18 protein-coding genes and 1 tRNA gene are annotated in these 21,175 nt (G+C 65.7%); 9 read left to right on the top strand and 10 right to left on the bottom strand.

The genetic code is table 11. The features are described 5' to 3' along the window. Positions 1-68: 68 nt before the first annotated feature. Positions 69-884, bottom strand: coding sequence for a glycosyltransferase family 2 protein (locus IB227_RS13635; RefSeq protein WP_192287823.1), 816 nt, complete (start codon positions 882-884; stop codon positions 69-71). A 102-nt stretch (positions 885-986) separates the two neighbouring features. Here IB227_RS13635 and IB227_RS13630 point away from each other — a divergent pair, with 102 nt between their 5' ends. Then, positions 987-2,018, top strand: coding sequence for a CDP-glycerol glycerophosphotransferase family protein (locus IB227_RS13630; RefSeq protein ID WP_192287822.1), 1,032 nt, complete (start codon positions 987-989; stop codon positions 2,016-2,018). Between the two features lie 48 nt (positions 2,019-2,066). Here IB227_RS13630 and IB227_RS13625 read toward each other — a convergent pair whose 3' ends face one another. From IB227_RS13625 to IB227_RS13610, 4 genes are all read right to left on the bottom strand, one after another. Continuing rightward, positions 2,067-3,566, bottom strand: coding sequence for a PH domain-containing protein (locus IB227_RS13625; RefSeq protein WP_318639547.1), 1,500 nt, complete (start codon positions 3,564-3,566; stop codon positions 2,067-2,069). Next, entirely contained in the window at positions 3,563-4,075 is a 513-nt protein-coding gene (locus tag IB227_RS13620; RefSeq protein WP_192287821.1) for a PH domain-containing protein, read from the bottom strand. Before IB227_RS13620 ends, IB227_RS13625 begins: the two co-directional genes overlap by 4 nt. Before the next feature lie 240 nt (positions 4,076-4,315). After that, a complete protein-coding gene (gene ribA, locus IB227_RS13615) occupies positions 4,316-5,440 on the bottom strand; it encodes a GTP cyclohydrolase II RibA (protein ID WP_192287820.1) in 1,125 nt (374 codons plus the stop codon). Between the two features lie 72 nt (positions 5,441-5,512). Next, positions 5,513-6,433: a lauroyl acyltransferase gene (locus tag IB227_RS13610; RefSeq protein ID WP_192287819.1), complete on the bottom strand. Its 921-nt coding sequence runs from the start codon at positions 6,431-6,433 to the stop codon at positions 5,513-5,515. Positions 6,434-6,495: 62 nt separating this feature from the next. Between IB227_RS13610 and dtd the strand changes: the two genes are divergently transcribed. From dtd to IB227_RS13580, 6 genes are all read left to right on the top strand, one after another. Next, positions 6,496-6,936, top strand: coding sequence for a D-aminoacyl-tRNA deacylase (dtd, locus tag IB227_RS13605; RefSeq protein ID WP_132865847.1), 441 nt, complete (start codon positions 6,496-6,498; stop codon positions 6,934-6,936). Between the two features lie 90 nt (positions 6,937-7,026). Further along, positions 7,027-8,880: an RNA polymerase sigma factor RpoD gene (gene rpoD / locus IB227_RS13600; RefSeq protein WP_192287818.1), complete on the top strand. Its 1,854-nt coding sequence runs from the start codon at positions 7,027-7,029 to the stop codon at positions 8,878-8,880. A 656-nt stretch (positions 8,881-9,536) separates the two neighbouring features. Next, positions 9,537-10,799: an outer membrane protein transport protein gene (locus IB227_RS13595; RefSeq protein ID WP_192287817.1), complete on the top strand. Its 1,263-nt coding sequence runs from the start codon at positions 9,537-9,539 to the stop codon at positions 10,797-10,799. Between the two features lie 19 nt (positions 10,800-10,818). Beyond that, on the top strand, positions 10,819-11,244 hold the full coding sequence (locus IB227_RS13590) for a YeeE/YedE thiosulfate transporter family protein (protein WP_192287816.1): 426 nt from the start codon (positions 10,819-10,821) through the stop codon (positions 11,242-11,244). Next, positions 11,241-11,699 carry a DUF6691 family protein gene (locus IB227_RS13585; RefSeq protein ID WP_192287815.1) on the top strand — a complete coding sequence of 153 codons (459 nt, stop codon included), beginning with the start codon at positions 11,241-11,243 and terminating at the stop codon, positions 11,697-11,699. Before IB227_RS13590 ends, IB227_RS13585 begins: the two co-directional genes overlap by 4 nt. A gap of 249 nt (positions 11,700-11,948) precedes the next feature. Continuing rightward, positions 11,949-12,024: transfer RNA gene (locus IB227_RS13580), tRNA-Ile, on the top strand. A gap of 383 nt (positions 12,025-12,407) precedes the next feature. On the opposite strand, the gene IB227_RS13575 is transcribed toward IB227_RS13580, so the two are convergent. After that, positions 12,408-13,142 (bottom strand): response regulator transcription factor, encoded by a 735-nt coding sequence (locus IB227_RS13575; protein ID WP_192287814.1) that lies wholly within the window; start codon positions 13,140-13,142, stop codon positions 12,408-12,410. Between the two features lie 584 nt (positions 13,143-13,726). Beyond that, positions 13,727-16,714, bottom strand: a complete 2,988-nt coding sequence (locus tag IB227_RS13570) for a TonB-dependent receptor (protein WP_192287813.1) — start codon at positions 16,712-16,714, stop codon at positions 13,727-13,729. A gap of 554 nt (positions 16,715-17,268) precedes the next feature. Here IB227_RS13570 and IB227_RS13565 point away from each other — a divergent pair. Both IB227_RS13565 and IB227_RS18650 read left to right on the top strand, forming a co-directional pair. Beyond that, complete coding sequence (locus IB227_RS13565) at positions 17,269-17,967, top strand: response regulator transcription factor (protein WP_192287812.1); 699 nt, start codon at positions 17,269-17,271, stop codon at positions 17,965-17,967. 89 nt (positions 17,968-18,056) lie between these two features. After that, a complete protein-coding gene (locus IB227_RS18650) occupies positions 18,057-19,475 on the top strand; it encodes an ATP-binding protein (RefSeq protein WP_192287811.1) in 1,419 nt (472 codons plus the stop codon). A gap of 13 nt (positions 19,476-19,488) precedes the next feature. On the opposite strand, the gene IB227_RS13555 is transcribed toward IB227_RS18650, so the two are convergent. The 3 genes from IB227_RS13555 to IB227_RS13545 all read right to left on the bottom strand — a co-directional run bounded on the left by IB227_RS13555 (position 19,489) and on the right by IB227_RS13545 (position 21,114). Beyond that, the gene (locus tag IB227_RS13555) at positions 19,489-19,785 is read right to left on the bottom strand and encodes a hypothetical protein (RefSeq protein ID WP_192287810.1); all 297 of its coding nucleotides are present in this window, start codon (positions 19,783-19,785) and stop codon (positions 19,489-19,491) included. A 376-nt stretch (positions 19,786-20,161) separates the two neighbouring features. Next, entirely contained in the window at positions 20,162-20,458 is a 297-nt protein-coding gene (locus IB227_RS13550; RefSeq protein WP_192287809.1) for a hypothetical protein, read from the bottom strand. A gap of 14 nt (positions 20,459-20,472) precedes the next feature. Further along, a complete protein-coding gene (locus IB227_RS13545) occupies positions 20,473-21,114 on the bottom strand; it encodes a CDGSH iron-sulfur domain-containing protein (RefSeq protein WP_192287808.1) in 642 nt (213 codons plus the stop codon). Positions 21,115-21,175: the final 61 nt, after the last annotated feature.

The raw sequence follows: 21,175 nt of genomic DNA, 5'->3' as shown, positions 1-21,175 counted from the left end.
CGTACGCGGCAGGAAACGCGGCCGTTCATCCCTGGAAAACGTTTCCGGCGCGCGTGACCGGAAGCGGTTCAACGGCTGGCGGGGGGCGTCTGCACCGGTTGGCCGTTCTGCAGCAGCCACAGCATGATGGTCTTCTGGCGGACGTAGTTGGCGCTGACGAAGGCCTCGATCAGCCCCGGCCAGCCGTCCAGGAAACCCCGCTTGAACACGAAGCTGCGGAAGAAGCGCCAGGCGGGGGAAATGATCAGCTTGCCCAGGCTGGCACGCTTGCCGCGGCTGAATTCGTGTTCGGCCATCATCCGGGCGTATTTCTGCTTCTTGTCCAGCAACTGCAGGAAGCTGCGGTAGGGGTGGTGCAGCAGGTCGCCCTTGAGCAGGGCGACGGGGCCGTCGACCGAGACCGCCTCGTGGATCTCGCGGTCGCCGCGCCAGCCGCCGTGGCGGCGGTCGAACAGGCGCAGCACGCGGTCCGGGTAAGCGGTGCCGTGGCGCAGGAAACGGCCGAAGTACTCCGAGCAGCGCGCGAAGCGGTAACCGGGGCCACGCGGGAACCCTGCATCGCGTTCGGCCTCGATGGCCGCGCGCAGGGCCGGGTCGACGCGTTCGTCGGCATCCAGGCACAGCACCCAGTCATGCCGGGCCTGGTTGACGCAGAAGTCCTTCTGGCTGCGGAAGCCGTCGAAGGCGCGCTGCAGCACCCGTGCCCCGGCCGCTTCGGCCACCGTCACGGTGGCATCAGTGGAGAACGAATCCACCACCACGATCTCGTCGCAGAACGCCAGCGAGGCCAGGCAATCGCCGATCCGGTCCGCCTCGTTGAAGGCGATGATGCAGGCCGACACGCGGGGGCGGCTGCTCGGGGAACTGGACGAGGGCTGGGGCATGCAGGGGTACGCGGTGGGAGCCGGGGCCAAAGCCTAGCAGCGACGCTGCCGGCTGGCGATGCGATAATCCGCGCCAGATCCCGGAGATTCAGGAGTTTCCACGTGCCACGCCACTATCTGCTGTACGGCTCGGAGCGCTACGCGCTGGCCATCCTCCGGCCGGTCCAGGCGGCGATCCGGGCACGCGGGGATGAGGCAGCGTGGTTCTTCGATGGTCCCGGGGCCGAGGACCTGGCCGAGGACGAAACCCTGCTGACGGTGGCGCAGGTACGCGCCTGGAACCCGTACGCGGTGATCACCTCGTCCAATGCCGTGCCGCACTTCTTCCCCGGCGTGAAGGTCGAGACCTTCCACGGGTTCGACGCCGGCAAGCCGCGCCACATCTACATCCGTGGCTTCTTCGACCTGTACTGCACCACCGGCCCGCGCGACACCGCCGCGTTCTCGGCGCTGGCCAAGGAGCAGGGGCACTTCTCGGTGGTGGAGACCGGCTTCCCGAAGATCGACCCGTTCATGAGCCAGCTGCGCGACGCGCCCGACCCGGTGCGCGCGCCGCCGGTGATCCTGTACCACTCCACGTTCTCGCCCTCATGGAGTGCGGCGGGCATCCTGCACGATGAGATCAAGCGTCTCTCGCAGAGCGGTGAGTGGCGCTGGATCGTCACCTTCCACCCGAAGATGGACCCGGAAGTGGTGGCCAAGTACCGCGCGCTGGAAGGCCCGTACCTGCGCTTCGCCGACGACGACAACATCCTGGACCTGTTCCCGCAGGTGGACATGATGTGCTCGGACACCTCCTCGGCGCTCAACGAGTTCCTGCTGACCTACAAGCCGGTGGTCACGTTCAAGAACCGCCGCCCAGGCCCGCAGCTGATCGACATCGACGACCCGGCGCAGTTCGAAGGGGCGATCCGCACCGCGCTGTCGCGCCCGCCGGCGCTGATGGCCGCGGTGCGCGACTTCGCCGACCAGTTGCACCCGTACCGGGATGGCAAGTCCAGTGACCGCATCCTGGATGCGATCGATGCGTTCGTCGCCAAGGGCGCGCGCAACCGCAAGCCCAAGCCGATGAACCTGTGGCGCAAGTTGAAGCTGCGCAAGCGTATTGGCTATTGGGGTCCGGCGCGGACCTGACGGCCCGCCATGCCCTTCTCTCGGCCGGGAGAGGGGCGTCGTTGACTCTCACCAGCGCAGCCGGCGCCGCGCCATCTCCTGGCCAAGCTGCGCCATCAGCTCCTGCGCGCGCTGTTCTTCCAGGAAACGCAGCTGCAGCGGCGGCGCGCCGAACGCGCCGGCGGTGTCCAGGGTCAGCGTCGCGGTGCCGAAACGGCGGTCCAGCGGCGAGCGGTCCAGCCGCAGCGCCTGCAGCTTGTCCAGCTCGGCCACCCGCCACCAGCGGTTCCACCAGCCGCCGCGCACGGTCACGCGCTGGGCATCGATGCTGTAGCCCATGCGCGTGACCTGGCGACGGGCCTTGAACGCCGACCATGGCAGCCACAGCAACGGCAACAATCCCCACGGGCCGGTTTCGTGGGTCAACACGGCGGCCAGCGCGCCGCTTGCCAGCAGCGCCGGCAGGCACAGGCGCCACCAGCCGCGGGTGGAGACGGCCTGCCATTGCAGAGGCGGCCATTGCAGTTGCGGGAGCAGGTGCTGCAGCAGGCCATCGCAGGTGGCCGGCGTGGCCAGCGGCGCCAGTTCCTTCAGGGCACGGCCGTCCTTGTCCTCGTTGCCGCCACCGCTGGCGATGTCCACGCGCAGCTGGCGGCGCCCGAACAGGCGATGCAGCGCGCCTTCGCGCAGCGTCCAGGCCTGGATGCGCCGGCGCGCCACGCTGCTGCGCACGCGGGTGAGCAGGCCGCGTTCGACGGTGAGGCGGCGGTCGGCTTCGGTCAGGCGGAAGCCGTGGTACTGCATGAAGGCCAGGCCGATCGACAGCAGCCACATCAACAGCAGCAGGGTCAGCAGCCCGGCCACGGCGCTGATCGCCATCGCGGTGCTGCTGAAATGCAGCTGGCTGGCATAGCCCAGGGCCTGGCGCCCCTGCTGCTCGATGAAGTCAGCCGCCATCTCGCGCGGGAACATCTGGTACAGGGCGCCCACCGCCGCGGCGACCACGACCAGCGCCTTGTTCGACACCAGCCCCAGCCGCACCAGTTCCATGGGTGGCAGGGCCAGCAACAGGTCGGCTTCCGGCAGCGGGGCATCGGTGGCGACCGGTGCGTGGCCGCGTTGGCGGATCAGGCGTTCCAGTTCCAGTGCCTGGTCGAGCTTGAGCACGCGCATCTCGGCTTCGGGCTTGTCGCCGGCGGCCGATTCCAGCCGCAGTTCTGCCACGCCGAACAGGCGGTGCAGCAGGTTCTGGTGTACGGCGACGTTGTGGATGCGGGCGAACGGGATCTCGCGGCGGGTGCGTTCGAACACGCCGCTGCGGATGACCAGCGTGTCGGCGCCGATGCGGTAGCGGTAGGTCAGGTACTGCAGCACCGAGCTGGCCACCAGCGCGGCGATCACCACCAGCGGGATCAGCTGGAACCACCACGCTTCATCGCCACGCCGGCCACCGAAGATCAGTACCGCGACCAGCGGCAGCAGCATCTGCTGGATCTGGCGCAGCAGCACGAACAACCACGACCAGGGGTGCAGCCGGCGTTCGGCGTTGTCGGCGGAAGGCAGGTTCACAGGGCGTCGTCGTGGTCGAGCTGGCGCGCCAGGCGGTCACGCAGGCGTTCGGCATCGGCCAGTGCGAGCCCGGCGATGGCGACGGTGTTCATGCGCGTGCCGGCGGTGTGCACGGTCAGCGTCGCCAACCCCGCCATGCGCTGCAGGGGGCCGCGGCCCAGGTCCAGGTGCTGCACGCGCGAGATGGGCACATGGCTTTCGCTCTGCCACAGGTGGCCGCGGCGTACGCCCAGTGCCTGCTCATCCAGCCGCCAGAACGTCAGCCGGTGCCGCCGCCAGCCGAACCAGGCGCCCCACGCCAGCCCGACCAGCAGGCCGGCGCAACCGGCGAGCAGCCAGTGCGCGTAATGGAAGGCCAGCGGCACGATGCCGGCGGCCAGCGTCAGTGGGATGGCCATGCCGATGGCGCTGCCGATAGCGGCGAACACCGCGCCACGCCGTGGCAACGGCTGCCACTGTGTTTCGGGGGCGGGAAGGGGGGCTTCGGGGAGCGCAGGCGGTTCGGTCATGCGCTGACTGTAGCGGGTTGGATGGAGGCTGAGGCAAGTGTCCCGGCCCGGGCAGGAGCGACCCCTCCCCAGCCCTCCCCTCCGCCCTCGGCGCAAGGGAGGGGGCAAAGGCCAAGGCAACAGCCAAGGCAACAACGCAAACTGCATGATCGGCCCCCTCCCATGCGCAGCAGGGGAGGGCTGGGGAGGGCTGGGGAGGGGTTGGCTTTGTGCGAACTTCCCCGCAGCCTCAGTCGCGCATCACTGCGCGGCCATGATCAGCGCATCGACATCCAGATGGTGGCCGGCACGGGCGGCCTTGGTGCGCAGGTACTGCTCGTTCTCGGCGGTGATCTCGCCGGTCACCGGCACGCAACCGCTGACTTCGATGCCGGCGTTGCGCAGGTGCTGCACCTTGGTGGGGTTGTTGGTCAGCAGTTGGATGCGCTGCACGCCCAATGCGCGCAGCATCGCCACCGCGCTGCCATAGCGGCGCTCGTCGGCACCGAAGCCGAGCTGGGCGTCTGCGTCGATGGTGTCCAGCCCTTCGTGCTGGTAGCCATAGGCGCGCATCTTGGCGGCGATGCCGGTGCCACGGCCTTCCTGGTCCAGGTACAGCAGGATGCCGCCGCCCAGCTCCTTGAGCGTGCGCAGGCCGCGCCGCAGCTGGTCGCCGCAGTCGCACTTGAGCGAACCGAACAGGTCACCGGTCAGGCACGAGGAATGCACGCGCACCGGCACCGCGCCCTGCAGGTCCGGCGTGCCGACGATCACCGCGACCTGGTCGCGCTGCGCCACGCCGCCACGGAACACCGCGAACTCGCTCATGCCCACGTCGCGCAACGGCACCGGCGAGCGGGTGACCAGTTCGTAGTCCTGGCCGGCCTGGCGGGCGCCCTCACGCAGGGCTTCCACGCTCAGGTGCAGGCAGGGGTCGAACGCGCTTGGCCCCGGCGCCAGTTCCACCGAGATCATGGCCGGCAGCAGCAGGCCGAGCCGGGCCACTTCCACCGCCGCCGCGTCCAGGTCATTGCCCAGTGGTTGCGCGCCTTCGGCCGTGGGGGCATCGCGCAGGTAGGCCAGTGCCGGCAGCTCGGCGAAATCGCGGCCGGCCAGCGGCAGGCGGATGCCATCGCTGGCGGTGATGCCCAACGTCTGCGCGCGCGGGGCGGTCAGGAACAGGTAGTGCTGCTGGTCGCTGGCCTGGCCGAAGGCGGCCAGGCTGCGCGGGGAGCTGCTGTCCAGGGCGAGGGTGGCCAGCCGACGTTGCCCGTCGACGATCACCACCGGCCGACCGGCACGCAGCTCGGCGGCGGCGCGCTCGCAGTGGATGGCGGCGGTTTCGCCGAACGGGCCGGCGCTGGGGGAGGGGGACTGGACGCTCATCGGGACCTTATGGGGACCGCCGCTCGCTGATTCAATCGACGGGACAGGTGACGCAGTGTTGCAGGGCCGGTGTCAGTGCGGGTGCCTGGCGGTGGCGTAGGGGTCAGTTTCGCCGCTGCCCGGTGGCCGCAGCGTGTAGCGCTTGTAGGTCCACTGGTACTGCGAAGGATCGCGCCGGGCGATGCGCTCGATGCCCGCGCTCAGGGTGGCCACCGCGGTGGGCAGGTCCGCATCGGCGATGGCCGGCTCGGCCGGCTCCACGTGCAGGGCAAACTCCAGGTCCGGGCCGATGCGCTCGCACCAGGCGTACAGCAGGGTGGCGCCGGTGCGCTCGGCCAGGCGGTTGACCAGGGTCATGGTCAGCGCCTGCACGCCGAAGAACGGCACGAACTCGCCATCGCCATTCTTGGGCTGCTGGTCGGGCAGGATGCCGGTGGCACCGCCGTCCTTGAGCACCTTGAACAGCTGCCGCACCGCCGGCCCCTCGGCACGCACCTGGCGCACGTTGTCACCGCCGCGGCACAGCTGCAGGAACTCATCGCCGACCGGGTTTTCCGGCGGGGCGTAGACGATGGCGATCGGGCCACGTTCGGCCAGCCACTGGTTCAGCAGCTCCCAGTTGCCGTAGTGCGGGGCGATCACGATCACGCCCTTGCCCGAGGCCAGCGCGGCGTCGTACAGGGCCTGGCCGTTGCGCTGCTTCAGGTGCCGGGCCAGGTTGTCGGCCGGGTCGTGGGTCCACAGGTACAGCGTTTCCAGCGCCTGGCGGGCGGTGGTGCGCAGGATCTGGCGGTGCAGCCGGCGACGCTGGTCGGCCCCCAGTTCGGGATAGGCCAGCTCCAGGTTGCGGCGGGTGACCCGGCTTTCACGGGCGTCGATCCCGCCCCACAGCCAGGCCACGGTGTCGGCCAGCGTCCGCTGCCAGGACCAGGGCAGGTGGGTCAGGACGGTGGCGAGGCGGTGGTAGAGCTTGGCGGTGGCTTGCGGTTTCATCCGTGCAAGTCTAGCGGCTGAAGCCCGGTGCTATGGTGGGCGATTGCCCCATTGGACCGACCATGCTCTCCCTGATCCAGCGCGTTACCCAGGCCTCGGTCACCGTCGATGACGCCGTGGTGGGGCAGATCGGACCCGGTCTGCTGGCCCTGGTGGGGGTGGAGCCGGGGGACGACGAGGCGGCGCTCTCGCGGATGGCTGATCGTCTGCTCGGTTACCGGGTGTTCGCCGACGATGCCGGCAAGATGAACCGCTCCTTGCGGGACATTGGTGGTGGCCTGTTGCTGGTCAGCCAGTTCACCCTGGCCGCGGACACCCGTTCAGGCATGCGCCCGAGCTTCACCAGCGCCGCGCCGCCGGCCGAGGCTGAACGGCTTTTCAATCGATTGGTGGCGATCTGCCGTGAAAAGCACGCCGCAGGGGTGGAAACCGGGCGCTTCGGTGCCCATATGGTTGTCAGCCTGGTGAATGACGGTCCCGTCACTTTCCTGCTCAGACCTTGACGCCCCGGAACCACCGCCGGCAAGCGTTACGCTGCGCTGGTATAATGCTAGGTTCCCTATATTCCAACCCGCCGGTGGCGCGAGCACTACATGGCCAACGAACGTCCTGCCCAGCAAAACGACATCAAGCTTCTGATCAGCAAGGGCCTGGAACAGGGCTACCTGACCTACGCCGAAGTCAATGATCACCTGCCCGACGACATGGTCGACCCGGAGCAGATTGAAGACATCATCGGCCTGATCACCGGCATGGGCATTGATGTCCATGAGGTTGCGCCCGATGCCGACACGCTGATGCTCAGCGATGGCAACACCGGCAACCGCGAAGTCGATGATACCGCCGCCGAAGAAGCCGCGGCCGCGCTGACCGCGCTGGACACCGAAGGTGGTCGCACCACCGACCCGGTGCGCATGTACATGCGCGAGATGGGTACGGTCGAGCTGCTGACCCGCGAAGGCGAAATCGCCATCGCCAAGCGCATCGAGGAAGGCCTGGGCCAGGTGCAGGCTGCACTGGGCACCTTCCCGCTGGCCGTGGAATCGGTGCTGGCCGACTACGAAGCGCACAAGGAAGGCAAGAAGCGCCTGGCCGAGGTGATCGTCGGCTTCAACGACCTGGTCGAGGAAGAACCGGCCCCGGCCGCCGCCGCCGACGGCGACAGCAGCGACGACGCCGATTCGGAAGCCGACGAGGACGATGACGACGTCAGCAGCGACGAGGATACCGGCCCGACCGGCCCGGATCCGGTCGAAGTCGCCCGTCGCATGGACCTGCTGGCCGCGGACCTGGCCAAGTTCAAGAAGGCGCATGCCAAGGGCGATACCAAGGCCCAGACCAAGCTGCGCGACGAGCTGGCCGCTACCTTCATCACCTTGAAGCTGCCGCTGCCGCTGACCGACGTGCTGACCAAGCTGCTGCGCGACACCATGGGCCAGGTCAAGGCCCAGGAGCGCCGCGTGCTGCACCTGGCCACGATCACCGCGCGCATGCCGCGCAAGGACTTCATCCGTTCCTGGGAAGGCAACCAGACCAATCTGGAATGGGTCGAGGACGCGATCAAGCGCAAGCAGAAGTGGTCTTCGGCGCTGCGTGACGTCAAGGATCAGATCGTGGCCGAGCAGCAGGCCACCATCGACCTGGAAAAGAGCGCCCAGCTGTCGCTGGACGAGCTCAAGGAAATCAGCCGCGTGATGGCCTATGGCGAAGCCAAGGCGCGCAAGGCCAAGAAGGAGATGGTCGAGGCCAACCTGCGCCTGGTGATCTCCATCGCCAAGAAGTACACCAACCGTGGCCTGCAGTTCCTGGACCTGATCCAGGAAGGCAACATCGGCCTGATGAAGGCCGTGGACAAGTTCGAGTACCGCCGCGGTTACAAGTTCTCGACCTACGCCACCTGGTGGATCCGCCAGGCGATCACCCGCTCGATCGCCGACCAGGCGCGCACCATCCGTATCCCGGTGCACATGATCGAGACGATCAACAAGCTCAACCGCATTTCCCGCCAGATGCTCCAGCAGTACGGCCGCGAGGCCACGCCGGAGGAGCTGGCCAAGGAAATGGACATGCCGGAAGACAAGATCCGCAAGGTGATGAAGATCGCCAAGGAGCCGATCTCGATGGAAACCCCGATCGGCGACGACGAGGATTCGCATCTGGGCGACTTCATCGAGGACACCAACGTGGAGTCCCCGATCGAGAACACCACCAACATCAACCTGTCCGAAACCGTGCGTGACGTGCTGGCCGGCCTCACCCCGAGGGAAGCCAAGGTGCTGCGCATGCGCTTCGGCATCGACATGAACACCGACCACACGCTGGAAGAAGTGGGCAAGCAGTTCGACGTCACCCGCGAGCGCATCCGCCAGATCGAAGCCAAGGCGCTGCGCAAGCTGCGTCACCCGAGCCGCTCCGAGCAGCTGCGCAGCTTCCTCGACATCGATTGATCGATAGTGACGGCAGCAACGGAAAACCCCGCCCAGGCGGGGTTTTTTGTTGCCCGCGACGGCCGCCATCGGGAGGGATGCCGTCCAGGCCTGCCCTTCATGGGAAGCGCAATCGCGGGCGGGCAGACAGTCCCGGCAACCGCCGCATGAAGCGCACAGCGGTCACACGCCGTACCCGATGACCAATGGGCACACTTAAGCGTCCCGGCACTTCCGATGCCCGCTGGAAATCCGCCATGTACACCCGCCTCGCCAGCAATGATGCGCCTTTGCGGGTGTCACGCCAGGCAAGGACAGGTTGCCCGGCAACATTCCAGCCCCTGCTGCGGCAACGCACCGTTTCGCCGTATCGAGAATGCGCGGTGTGCCCGCAATGCGCAGGTGGCAGGTGCCTTCCCGGCGTCGTTGCATTCGGAGAGAAATCGCCTGAATCACCGGAAAAACCGGGGCGGAATGCGTAGGGACGCAGCGCTGCGCGCCGTTCCGGAACATCCGCGGTTGCAACACACAGTGCTGCTTCATCCCGTCGAAGCCGGCACATGAGTGCTTGGAATATTCAAACAATCAGGCAGCGGGGGAGGCACGGGGTCGGCGGGTTTAGCGTCGGTGGCAAGCGACGCCATCGGGCGTCGTGCCACCTGTCCCCCGAGGTCCTCATGAACGTCCATGCTCCCGCTCCGCTTCGTCTCACCGCAGGCATCGTGGCGTTGCTTGCCCCGGCATTCGCATCGGCGACCAATGGCTATTTCACCCATGGCAACAGCGTCAAATCCAACGGCATTGCCGGTATTGGCATCGCCCTTCCGCAGGATGGCCTGGCGGCGGCTGCCAATCCCGCCGGCACCGCGTTGGTCGGCAACCGACTGGATGTGGGCGCGACCTGGTTCGTGCCCCGGCGCAGTGCGGACATCGTGGGCAATGCCATCGCGCCGGATACGCACTACGACGGCAACGGGCGCAGGAATTTCGTGTTGCCCGAGGTGGGCTACACGCACGCAGTGGGCGAGCGCTCTGCATGGGGCATCGCCCTGTATGGCAACGGCGGCATGAACACCGATTACGGCCAGAACCCCTATGCGCGCTTTGGAGGTACCGGCAGGGCCGGTGTGAACCTGGAGCAGCTCTTCCTGACGCCCTCGCTTGCGTTGAAGCTCAACCCGCACCACGCCATCGGCATCGGCGTGAACCTGCTGTACCAGCGCTTCGAGGCCAAGGGCATCGGCTTTTTCGACGGCTTCTCGCAGACACCCGGCAAGGTCAGCAACCGCGGTACCGACACGTCGACCGGTGCCGGCGTGCGCGTGGGGTGGAACGGACAGTTCGGTGACAGCGTCACCGTCGGCGCGACGTGGTCCTCGAAGATCAGCGCCAGTGCCTTCGACCGCTACAAGGGCCTGTTCGCCGACCATGGCAGCTTCGACGTCCCGGAGAACTACGGCATCGGCATTGCCGTGCGCGCCAGTGGCCGCGCCACCCTCGCCGCCGAAGTGCAGCGCATCAATTACAGCGACGTGCGCGCCGTGGGGCAGCCGCTGGCACCGCTATTGCAGGGCGAGCCGCTGGGCGCACCGAACGGGCCGGGATTCGGCTGGAAGGACGTCACCGTCTACAAGTTGGGCGTGCAGTACGTGCTCACCCCGCAGCTCACCGTGCGTGGCGGCTTCAGCCATGCCGGGCAGCCGGTGCCCGAGGCGCAGACCTTCTTCAACATCCTCGCGCCGGCGGTGGTCGAGAACCACGTGACGCTGGGGGCGACCTGGACCACGCGCGACGGCAACGAGTTCAGTGCCTACCTTGCACGCGCGCTGTCGCGGCAGGTGCACGGCCGTGGCGCGATACCGGCCAGCTTCGGCGGCGGCGAAGCCGACCTGAAGCTGGCCGAAAACCTGCTGGGCGTTGCCTACGCCTGGAAGTTCTGAGGGCCTGGAGGAAATGACGATGGTGCAGTTCACACCGGTATCGGCCGTGGTGGGAGGCAGCCTGATCGGTATCGTCGCAGTGTTGCTGCTATGGCTGAATGGTCGCATCGCGGGGGTCAGTGGGATCCTCGGCCATGCCCTGAGTGGCCCCGAGCGTAGTTGGCGGTTGCTGTTCCTGCTGGGCCTGGTACTGGGTGGTGGCGTCTATCTGCTGCTCGGGGGCAACGTGCCGCAGGCGCGCGAGGGCATGCCAGCCGGGTTGCTGCTGTTGGCCGGGCTGCTGGTGGGCTACGGCACCACGCTGGGCAATGGCTGCACCAGTGGCCACGGCGTGAGTGGCCTTGCACGGCTGTCGCCGCGTTCGCTGGTGGCGACGCTGACCTTCCTGTGGTTCGCCATCGTCAGTACCTGGGTGCTGCGTTACGGCGTGGGAGTGGCGGCATGAGCAGGGCATCCTGGGCCGGGGCATCTGCATTGGCGTGGGGCACGCTCTTTGGCCTGGGCCTGGCCATCGCGGGCATGACCGATCCACGCAAGGTGCTGGCCTTCCTGGACGTGGTCTGCGGCTGGGACCCCAGCCTGCTGCTGGTGCTGGGCACGGCGGTTCTGGTCGCCCTTCCCGGCTATCGTTGGGCAAGGCGCCAAAAGGCGCCGCTGCTGGCCGACCGCTTTCATCTGCCGGCCGCCAGTGCCATCGACACACCGTTGGTACTGGGCGCGGCGCTGTTCGGCATCGGCTGGGGCATTGCCGGCTACTGCCCGGGGCCGGCCATCGTCGGGCTGGCCTTCGGCAATCCCGAACTGCGGCTGTTCCTGCCCGCCATATTGCTGGGCATCGCGCTGGCGCGCTGGCAGAAGGCGTTGCAGCAGCGACGGCTGCTGGCGCAAGAGCAGGGCTGAGTGGATTGCAGGCAGGCATGCCGAACCTGCATGTAGGGCCGCATCCTGCGGGAATGCCACCGTGCTGCAGCTACCGGGACATCGCCGCGCCTGTCGCGTAGGCGCATGTCAGTCGAGTATGCAAAAATGTGCAGCCATGCATCACGAGGCAATGCCTCGCTCGCAGCGGTCCTTTCCCGGCGCAACGGCCGTGGGGAGCGGCGCAAGGCGATACTTCCCGTCATCGCGGGACAGGGTGATGCCTGCCACGGGCCTATAGCTCAACGGTTAGAGCAGAGGACTCATAATCCTTTGGTTCCAGGTTCGAATCCTGGTGGGCCCACCATGGCGACTTCAACGTCGCCTGCCGCGAGCTGCGCTGATTGCATGGACTGGGCTTTGGTACGTCGATGCTTCCGCTGTGCAGTCCAGTACGGAGTGCTGAGGCTGCATCCTCCCCGATCTCGTCAGAGTACTGAAACCGACGAAGCAGGGCCGGCTGCGTTGCCGGGAGATCCGGGGCACGCCTGGTGCTGGCAGTGCGGTGGTATTGCCGTGAATCGAAGTCCCGGACCTGGGGCCCCGGTTTCCGGCCATTCACATGACGCGCAGGTCTTGCTGGCCGCGGGAACAGGAAAGTTGGAGCTGTGTCGAAGGGCGCGATCCATCCTGCCGCTTGAGTCAGTGGTGTCCCACGGAAGCCCGGGTGCGGGGCGATGCTCGCCGACGTCAATCGTGCTGTGACATCGCATAACCGATGTTGCGCAGCGTTTTAACAGGCAGGTGTTCACCTGCCAGATCGAACACCTTCTTGCGCAGCCGGTGCATGACGACTTCAAGGCGGTGGGGATCAAAGCCTTTCATGTCGGCAGTGAGGGATTCGATCAGGACTTCGCGTCGCACGGGTTTCCCCTGCGATGACCAGAGGTGCCGGACGATGATTCGTTCGGCGGAGTTGAGCCAGATCCTGACCCCCTTGGGGGAAAGCATGTGCCATGAGATGTGGTCGAGATGCCACTCCATCTCCGGATTCCGAGCACCGGCGTGCTCTTCGTCAACAACGTTGATGTGCGAGTCGAGCCGGCCGTGTCGAATGATGGAACTGTGCAGCGTCGCGATCAGGCTTGTGGCATCGATGCTCTTGGGCAGATAGGCATCGGCGCCATTCTCCAGTCCCAGAAGCAGCTCATCCAGAGAGTAGTGATCGGCCATCATGATGATCGGGTACTTCGCCACGCCCTTGAGGTGCTTGAGTGCACTGAAGCCACTTTCATCCGGGAGACTGACATCCATGAGTACCAGGGAAGGCTCGTTCACGAGCAACTCGCGATACATCTCGCGAATGTTGGTCGCGCGCAGGACCTTGAAGCCAGCGTCGTTGAGGCGGGGAGCCAGGACTTCTTCGCGGAACGCAATGTCGTCTTCGACGATCAGAACTTCCTTGACCTGTGTGCGGTTGGACATGTGATCGACTCAGTCAGTGGGTTCGCGCGAAATGAACCAGAGGCCGCGAGCACGGAGGCAAGTCTTGGCGCCTTTCGAGCTTACAACATGAAATTCTTCCCAATATCTCATTAAGTGTCAGCGTTTGATTGCAAGCTGCCGTGGAATCCACGCACTGCCCATGAAAGGCGACGAGATGAAGGCTCATGCGGCATTTCTGTCGCGACGCGCACTGCGACGACCTGTTTCATCGCCGAAAGTACATAAGGATGATGCCGTCATGGGGTTTGAATCATTGTCTGAGGCTCGGTGCCTGGAAGGTAGGCACGCACTCGTACACGCGTTGTCTTTCTGACTGGTTCGTTGCGCCTGACACCGTATGCGGGGATGGCCTGCACGATCTGTAAGACCTGCAGGGCATGACTGGGATGGATGCGTATCCGATCACCAGGTGTCGTGCTGTGCCAGCACCCAAGCAAGGGTGAGAGAAGGCTGCGCTAGGGATGCCATCGGCGCGGGTACATGCGTGGTGCAACAGAGGCACTCATGTCGGGGAAGAAGCAGAAGGGGGCGCTTGCGCGCCCCCTTCCTTTTGCAGCGGTGGATCAGAAGTCGTACGTCACGCCAAGGCGCACACTACGCGGGGCCTGCCAGGACAGAACCTGGCGATAGGTGCCCGGGCTGTAGTCCGGATCCAGGCGGGTAGCCTTCTGTTCGTTGAACACGTTCAGCACGTCGACGGAGAAGGCCAGCTTGCCGTCGGCGAAGGAGGGACGGTACTCGGCGTTGAGGTTGAGGTTCTTGATCCAGGGCGTTTCGCCGGCGTCGCCCATCTTGGCCGGCTTGCCACCACACCAGTGGTAGTAGTTGCCCGCGTAGGCCGGATAGGTTTCATCCGGACCATAGGCACCCTGGCAGGAGTTGGGCGTGCCGCTCATGATCTGCAGCGTGCTGCTGACGCTCCATTCCGGGTTGATCTGCCACATGCCCATTGCCTTGAGCTGGTGGGTCCGATCGTTCGGAAGGCGACCACTGCCGTACTCCATCAGGTACGGGTAATCCCAGTCCTGCGTGGCCGAGATGTCGCCCTGGCCGATGTCGGACTTCACCTGGCCTTCCGTGTTGCCGCGGCTGTGGGCAAAGGTGTAGGTCACGCGCCCCCACAGCTTGCCGTCGAACGGGTGCTCGATGTAGGCATCCAACGCCATGTAGGTACGCTTCACGGCCGGATAGCCGAGGTCTGCGTTGGTGAGGGTCAGCTCGCTGTAGCCGCCCTTGCCATCGGGCAGGTTGAACACCGCGGTATCGCCGGGGTTGAAGAAGTAGCAGCCGCGCAGGCCAGTGGTATCGATGCCTTGGGCAGCAGCCACTTCCTCGAACTTCTCGATGTAGCAGGTGTCGTCGATGGCATTGTTCAGCTTGCGGTACGTCAGCTTGGCACCGTAGTTCCAGCTCTCGTTGAAGACCTTGTCGAAGCCAACGATGAACTCATCCTGGGACTGCGCCTTGAGGTTCTTCGCGGTGACCGTCTTCGGATCCGGGGATTGGCCGTACTCGCGGTTGGCCGAGTAGGGCACGCCGGGGCCGTTGATGGTGTCGATCGGGGTCAGGCCGGTCGGGTTGCCGTTCGCATCGATGCCCGTGTAGGTGTAGTACTCGTTGGTATAGATCGAGCCCGCAGCACCACGTGCGGCCAGCGAGGTCGGCAGTGCGAGGTAGTAGCGTCCAGCATTGCCGTACACCTTGAACGTGCCATCGCCATTGACGTCCCAGGCGAAGCCCAGTCGCGGCGCCCACTGCGGCTTGGTCTGCTTGATGTAGGCCTGGCCTTCCGGGTTGTAGTTGATGAACTGGTCGTTGCGCAGACCCAGCTTCACCAGCCAGCGGTCGTTGACCTGCCAGTTGTCCTCGATGTACTGGGCACGTTGCGTGACCTTGACCGAGGCAAGGGTTTCCTGGATGTACTTGGAAACGAAGTAGCCGCCTTCACCGCCCGGATACTTGCCGGGCGCGTCGACTTCACCTTCGCTGATGTCGGTCATCGGATTGGCCTTGCGGCCATACAGCCAATAGAACCCGGCATCCGGTGCCATGATGGTGCTGTCATTGCGGTCTTCGGTCCGCTGGTTGTCAATACCGGCAGTGATGGCGTGATCGCCAAGATGGTAGGTGACGTCCAGGCGATAGTTCGCGCCGAAGGTCTGATGCTTGGGGTCTGAGAGCTGCGCCAGCTTGTTGGCATTGGTGATCGGAACGCCGCCGTTCAAGGCCGGATTCTGGTTCGCGCTGCCACCGACCGGGATCAGGTTGGAGTACTTGTTGTCCGGATTGGACTTCAGGTCCGTCGTCTGCTCGCCATACTGGGCACTGACGGTCAGGTTGTCAGTCAGGTAGCCGGTGTACTTGCCGATCCACATCAATGCCTTGGTGTCGGTTGCAGTCGCGTTGCCGAGGTAGTCACCGCGGCGGAAGGTGCCGTAGTCGTACTGGTAGTTGTTGGCGGAGAACTTGTGCTCCGTTGAAGCTGCGGTGAGCTCCATCACGTGGTCGTTGGTGATGTTCCAGTCGACCTTGGCGTACCACTTCGGGTCCTTGAACGTGCGCTCGGAGATCTGGGAGGACGAGGACTTCGTGCCTACCAGCGAATCCTCGGAGCGGGCGCCTTCCACCGACGCGAAGACATACAGTTTGTCCTGGATGATCGGGCCACCGACATAGGCACTCTGCACCGTGGACCAGCCCACGTTGTCCTCGCGGTACTGGTACAGGTCCTTGCTGCCCACGTCGCCCGGAAGTGCGTCGGAGTAGTACGTATTGCGCGGCGCGCCCTTGCCCCACTCGGGGGTCCACTGCAGCTGGCCGCCGAATTTCCATTCATTCGTACCGCGCTTACCGATCTGGCTGATCACGCCGCCCGTGGTGCGGCCGTAGGCAGCGCCGTAGCCGCCGGTCAGCACTTCCTGCTGCTCGATCGAGCCGTAGGGCAGTTCGATGCCACCGAAGCCCTTCAGCGGGTCGGTAACGTTCATGCCGTTGATGTAGTAAGCGTTCTCCGAGATGGAGGCACCGCCGAACGATGACAGGCGCTGGCCGTTCGAGGCGTTCACGAAGTCGCTGGAACCCTGGATGACGCCCGGAGCCAACTGCGCGATGGCGTCGGCGCTGCGCGCGATGGGCAGCTTGGCCAACTGCTCGGCAGTGATGACCATGCGTGAGTCGACCTGGGTCACGTCGATGGGCTGCATGCGCGAACCCACCACTTCGATGGCGGCCAGCGTCGTGGCGTCGAACGAAGCGTCCGTGGTGGAGGACACTGCAACGGTGATGTTGCGGGTGCCGACGGTTGCGCCGTCCTTGACCTGTTTCACGGTGTAGCTGCCCACCGGCAGGCTGCCAACGTTGTAGCGACCGTTGGCATCGACCACCACGGTGCGCGAGAGGCCCGTGGTGCTTTCGATAACGATCGTGCTTCCAGCATCCGCCGAACCGCTGATGGCGCCGGAGGTGGACTGCGCGTTTGCACCGAAGCTCATCACCGCGCCCATCAGGGCAACGGCAAGAGCGGAACGGGTCAGTACTTTAACTGTCTTCATTAGGGTTCTCTCTCCTACTCAAGAATGCGCTTCGCCCGGAATGACCGAGAAACGGCTGAATCGTTACAGATGTACCTAAGTTGAACGAAGCTACCGGACTGTAATGGAAGATTCAGTTTTGGTCATCGAAATGCGGCATGAAATAAACTACAAATATGAATAGGCAAAAATGAAATATTGAGGAGAGTTTTTGAAATTATGTGAGGCACGGGCACGTCGCCGGATACGATCATTTCCGTTGATCGTCTGCCGGAAATTTAGGGTGAAGGGCGCAGTTGACTGCAGGATGTGCGCGGACTTTCGCATTCAGGCTCTTGCCCGGCAGTCGGCCCCGAGGTGGGAAACGCAGAGAGAGAAAGCCTGACGCACTGGCGCAGATCGTTGGATTCCGGGCAGGTGTGTGAAGCTCAAGCCAGCAAAGCCAGCTTGATCACGGGCACGAAGAGCAACGAAGCTGCTGCCGGGGGAAGGCAGTGCCTCGTTCGGGGCTGTTGGAAGAAGAATGCTTGCGGTTCAGGCGCGGCCATTCGCACGGGTTGCAGCAAAGGGAAGATATGCAGCGGGAAACGAACGGCTGGTCGGTGATGGTGCTGGAGGATGAGGAGGAGCTGCGCGGGAAGATCCTCCTTCCAGGACTGGAGCGGGAAGGGTTCGAGGTCGAGGGCGTGGGCAGTGCGCTGGCCTTGTACCGGGCACTGAGCCTGCGCTCCTACGATGTGTTCGTCGTGGATGTCGGCCTTCCCGATGAGAGTGGCTTCGCGGTGGTGCAGCACCTGCGCCGGCTGGGCAATGCCGCCATCATCATGCTGACCGGGCGAGGTGGTGCCGATGACCACGTCCACGGGTTGGAGCAGGGCGCTGACGCCTATCTTTCCAAGCCGGTCGGCGTGGACGTGCTTGCCGCGACGATACGCAGTGTCATGCGGCGCGGCACCTCCGCCGTGGCAATGCCGGCGCCGGATGCAGCGGGATGGCGCTTGACCGCACAGGGCTGGCGCGTCGCCACGCCCGCCGGCGACGATGTGGCCCTGTCCCGGGCCGAGCGGCTGTTCCTGGCGTTGCTGGCGGAGGCGGGGGGCAGGGTGGTGTCGCGGGAAGCGGTCATCGGGCACCTGAGCCAGGATGAAGACGATTTCGACCTGCACCGGCTGGAGATGCTGATCCATCGCCTGCGCCGCAAGGTGCTCGCCGGCACCGGCTGCGAGCTCCCGCTGACCACGGTGCGTGGCATCGGTTACCTGTTGCTGCTGTAACCCCGGGGCAGCCGATATGATGGCCCCGGGGGAGCAGGGGCTGGCCGCTTGGGCAGCCGACAGATCGGTATTCCGGGGAGAGCAGGCAGGTGGAAGACAAGATCGTGGCGGTGCCTGGGAGCGTATTGGCCCGGGGCCTGCAGCGGTGGCGGTCGATGCTGCATTGGGTGCGGGACGTGCCGGTCGCCGATCCGGTGGACCGGCGCAATGCGCCGATGCTCCAGTTGGTTTCCTTCCTGTTGGCGGTGCTCCCGACGGCCGCCTGGTGCTACCGGGCGTTGCTGGTGGATATCCCGTGGCGGCCGGGCGAAGTCACCGGCATGGTGTTCGGCCTGTCGGTCAGCGCCATCTCCGCGCTGAGCCTGGTGCTGGTGCGCAAGGGGAAGTTCAGGGCAGCCTCCCATGCGTTGCTGGCGGTGTTCGCCGCGACCGTGATTCCCGCCTACCTGGTTGCCGGCTTCGGCGGGCAGCGGTTCGAGCAGCCGGTGCTGGCCATCTGGATGGCGATCGCGGCACTGGCCGTGGGGCGCATGGCGTTGTGGTTGATGTTCCTCTGCATCGCCGCGGCCTTCGGGCTGGGAATCGCCGTGGACATCGACACGCAGGGCCAGACGGTCGAGCTTCTCGGCGATGCCGCCTTCAGCACCGCCATCTTCCTGATGATTGCCGTGGTGCTGGACCGCAGCTCGGTCGCGCTGCGCGAGAGCCTGCGCGAGGCACGGGCACGCGGTGATGCGCTGGACGTGGCCAACCGGCGCTTGACCGAGGAAATGGCCGAGCGTGAGCGCACGTTCGCGCAGTTGGTCCAGGCGCAGAAGATGGAAGCCGTGGGCCGGCTCGCCAGCGGCGTCGCGCATGACTTCGGCAACGTCCTGGCGGTGGCGGGCGGGTACGTGCGCAGCGGGCTGCGTGCCGGCGATGCGGCGCACATGCGGGAATCACTGGTGGGCGTTGATTCGGCGGTGAACCGGGCCAACCTGCTCACGCGGCGGTTGCTGTCGCTTGCCCGCGCCGAAGACGGCGTGGAGGAGTGGTTTGACCCGGGCGAGGCGTTGAAGGCGCTGGTGCCGATGATCCGGCAGTTGATGGGCGCGGATGTGAAGGTTGATGTCGTCCTTGGCGCGGACCTGCCGGCGCTGTTCTTCGACCGGATGCAGTTCGACCTGATGGTGCTGAACGTGGCCGCGAACGCGGACCATGCCATGCCCGGTGGCGGTCGCTTCTTGCTGCGGGCACGCCGGGATGGCGACCGGCTGGTGCTGGACCTTGCCGACACCGGGGCGGGCATGGCGGGTGACGTGCTGGCACATGCCTTCGAGCCGTTCTTCACCACCAAGCCGCGTGGACAGGGAAGCGGACTGGGTCTGTCGGTCGTGCGCGACCTGGTCCAGCGGGCCGGGGGCAGCGTGAACGCGGAAAGCCAGGCGGGTGTGGGAACGACGATTTCCCTGTGCTTCGCCGACGCGCTGGCGGAGCTGGCCGAGGCGGAAGCGGAAAGCGGGCGCTGACGCGGCCGCCGGCCTAGGAAATGTAGGCGATGAGTCGCTTGCCCACGGCCGCGACCATGCTCGAGAGCAGGTCCACGTCCACCGGCTGTTCCAGGTCCAGTGCGCGCGCGAGAGAAGGGGGCGGCATGCGCAGCGACCTGGCCAGCGCCTCGTGGCTCATCCGGTTCTTCACCAGCTCGTTGTGTACCAGCACCTTGAGTGATTCGCTGGCCGAGAGATGGATGTTGACGCCATTGCTGGGCTTGCTCCGCGGCAAGGGGACGGGAGCGCCGGCCTGGAACTTCCTGCGTATCTCCGTCCTCAGCGCCACGCCGAGGCTCCGTTCCAGATGGCTCGCATTGGCCGAGCAGATCTCGGGCCAGTCCGTCAGGTGCATCACGGGATGGGTCGAGCTTCCCTCGGATCTCACGGAATATACGAACATATGCGTATGTCTGAGACGGCAACCGGCGTGGTTGCGCAAGCCTCGCAAGGCAGGATGATTGTGATCTGGTGCCTAAATCTATTGATCGGAATTGCGCTTTGCACGCACGCACTTTCACCTACCCGGTGAGTAATGGTGAGTGGGCGGGGATTTCGGGATGTACTGACCGGACGATGCATGAAGCGGCTTATGTGCGCGCTGCATGCCGCACGCGTCGGTACCGTCGTCGCGGTGCGGTGCGGTGCGGCGCGACGGCGGGACGTCAGTCCGCCGTGTCCGGATCGATCTCCAGCACCGCACCGAGCCGTTCGGCCAGCGCCTGGAGGGCATCGATGACCCGTTCGGTGGCGCTGTCACTGGCGACCTCGACCCGGATCAGGTGATTGCCCGGGCCCTGGTTGTCGCTCAGGCCGGCGGAGCTGCTGTCCTGGTCGGTGACGTCGGGAAGCAGGTCGGCGGCGTCTTCGGCCCATGCCACGTCGTCCATGCCCTTGAGCATGTCCAGCATGGCCTGGGCAACGTCTTCATCGGCAGTGAGTCGTAGCTGCAGTGCACGCATGCGGGAACTCCCATCTATTCGCCGTCCGCGGTGAAGCCGACCTTGCGATGCGAACCATCGCAGAACGGCTTGTTGGCGGAATGGCCGCAGCGACACAGCCAGGTTTCGGTGACGCGGTCGAGGGTGCGGCCGGTGCCGCTGACCACTTCCAGGTTGCCGACGACATGCAGCGGACCGTCGCGGGTCGGGGTGACCTGCAGCAGACCATCGCGCTGGGCCAGGGCTTCGGACTTCCGTTCCACCGGCTCGCCGGTGGCGGTGAAGCCGCAGTCGACGTGGCGGTGGTCGCAGAAGGGCTTGTTCTCCGACGCACCGCAGCGGCATAGCGTGGCGCGCATGCCCTCATCCTGGCCGGCGATGCGCAACGGTGCATTGAAGGCCAACGGGCCGTTCTCGCGCACGTGCACCAGGTTGACCACGGGCGCCGGTTCGGCATGGCTGCCGTCATTGAATTCGTAGCGGATGGCACCGGAAGGGCAGTTGCGGGCGATCAGTTCCACTTCCTCGGCGCTGACCGCGTCGGGGTGGATCCATTCCCCCGCCACGTTGGGCACGAAGACATCGGGGTGGCTGAGCACGCAGTTGCGGGAGTGGATGCACCGGCTGCCGTCGAAATGGAGGGTGACGGTGGTGCCGCGAACGGTTTCGGTTGCCATGGGCTGCCTCCGCTTCGGAGCGCCCAGTGTCGCGCGCCGGATGTGAAACACCCGTGGGTAG

The organism is Stenotrophomonas sp. STM01, from assembly GCF_014852135.1.
GTDB classification, from domain to species: Bacteria; Pseudomonadota; Gammaproteobacteria; order Xanthomonadales; family Xanthomonadaceae; genus Stenotrophomonas; species Stenotrophomonas capsici.
Note: the sequence above shows the minus strand (reverse complement) of the source record. Positions and strands in the feature narration are given on the sequence as shown.

What these genes read in the sequence shown, in the direction of transcription:
- IB227_RS13565 (WP_192287812.1), top strand. Translation starts at nt 17,269, where the DNA reads ATGCAGCGGGAAACGAACGGCTGGTCGGTGATGGTGCTGGAGGATGAG.
- IB227_RS13595 (WP_192287817.1), top strand. Translation starts at nt 9,537, where the DNA reads ATGAACGTCCATGCTCCCGCTCCGCTTCGTCTCACCGCAGGCATCGTG.
- dtd (WP_132865847.1), top strand. Translation starts at nt 6,496, where the DNA reads ATGCTCTCCCTGATCCAGCGCGTTACCCAGGCCTCGGTCACCGTCGAT.
- rpoD (WP_192287818.1), top strand. Translation starts at nt 7,027, where the DNA reads ATGGCCAACGAACGTCCTGCCCAGCAAAACGACATCAAGCTTCTGATC.
- IB227_RS13570 (WP_192287813.1), bottom strand. Translation starts at nt 16,714, where the DNA reads ATGAAGACAGTTAAAGTACTGACCCGTTCCGCTCTTGCCGTTGCCCTG.
- IB227_RS13550 (WP_192287809.1), bottom strand. Translation starts at nt 20,458, where the DNA reads ATGCGTGCACTGCAGCTACGACTCACTGCCGATGAAGACGTTGCCCAG.
- IB227_RS13620 (WP_192287821.1), bottom strand. Translation starts at nt 4,075, where the DNA reads ATGACCGAACCGCCTGCGCTCCCCGAAGCCCCCCTTCCCGCCCCCGAA.
- ribA (WP_192287820.1), bottom strand. Translation starts at nt 5,440, where the DNA reads ATGAGCGTCCAGTCCCCCTCCCCCAGCGCCGGCCCGTTCGGCGAAACC.
- IB227_RS13575 (WP_192287814.1), bottom strand. Translation starts at nt 13,142, where the DNA reads ATGTCCAACCGCACACAGGTCAAGGAAGTTCTGATCGTCGAAGACGAC.
- IB227_RS13590 (WP_192287816.1), top strand. Translation starts at nt 10,819, where the DNA reads ATGGTGCAGTTCACACCGGTATCGGCCGTGGTGGGAGGCAGCCTGATC.
- IB227_RS13635 (WP_192287823.1), bottom strand. Translation starts at nt 884, where the DNA reads ATGCCCCAGCCCTCGTCCAGTTCCCCGAGCAGCCGCCCCCGCGTGTCG.
- IB227_RS13585 (WP_192287815.1), top strand. Translation starts at nt 11,241, where the DNA reads ATGAGCAGGGCATCCTGGGCCGGGGCATCTGCATTGGCGTGGGGCACG.
- IB227_RS13545 (WP_192287808.1), bottom strand. Translation starts at nt 21,114, where the DNA reads ATGGCAACCGAAACCGTTCGCGGCACCACCGTCACCCTCCATTTCGAC.
- IB227_RS13610 (WP_192287819.1), bottom strand. Translation starts at nt 6,433, where the DNA reads ATGAAACCGCAAGCCACCGCCAAGCTCTACCACCGCCTCGCCACCGTC.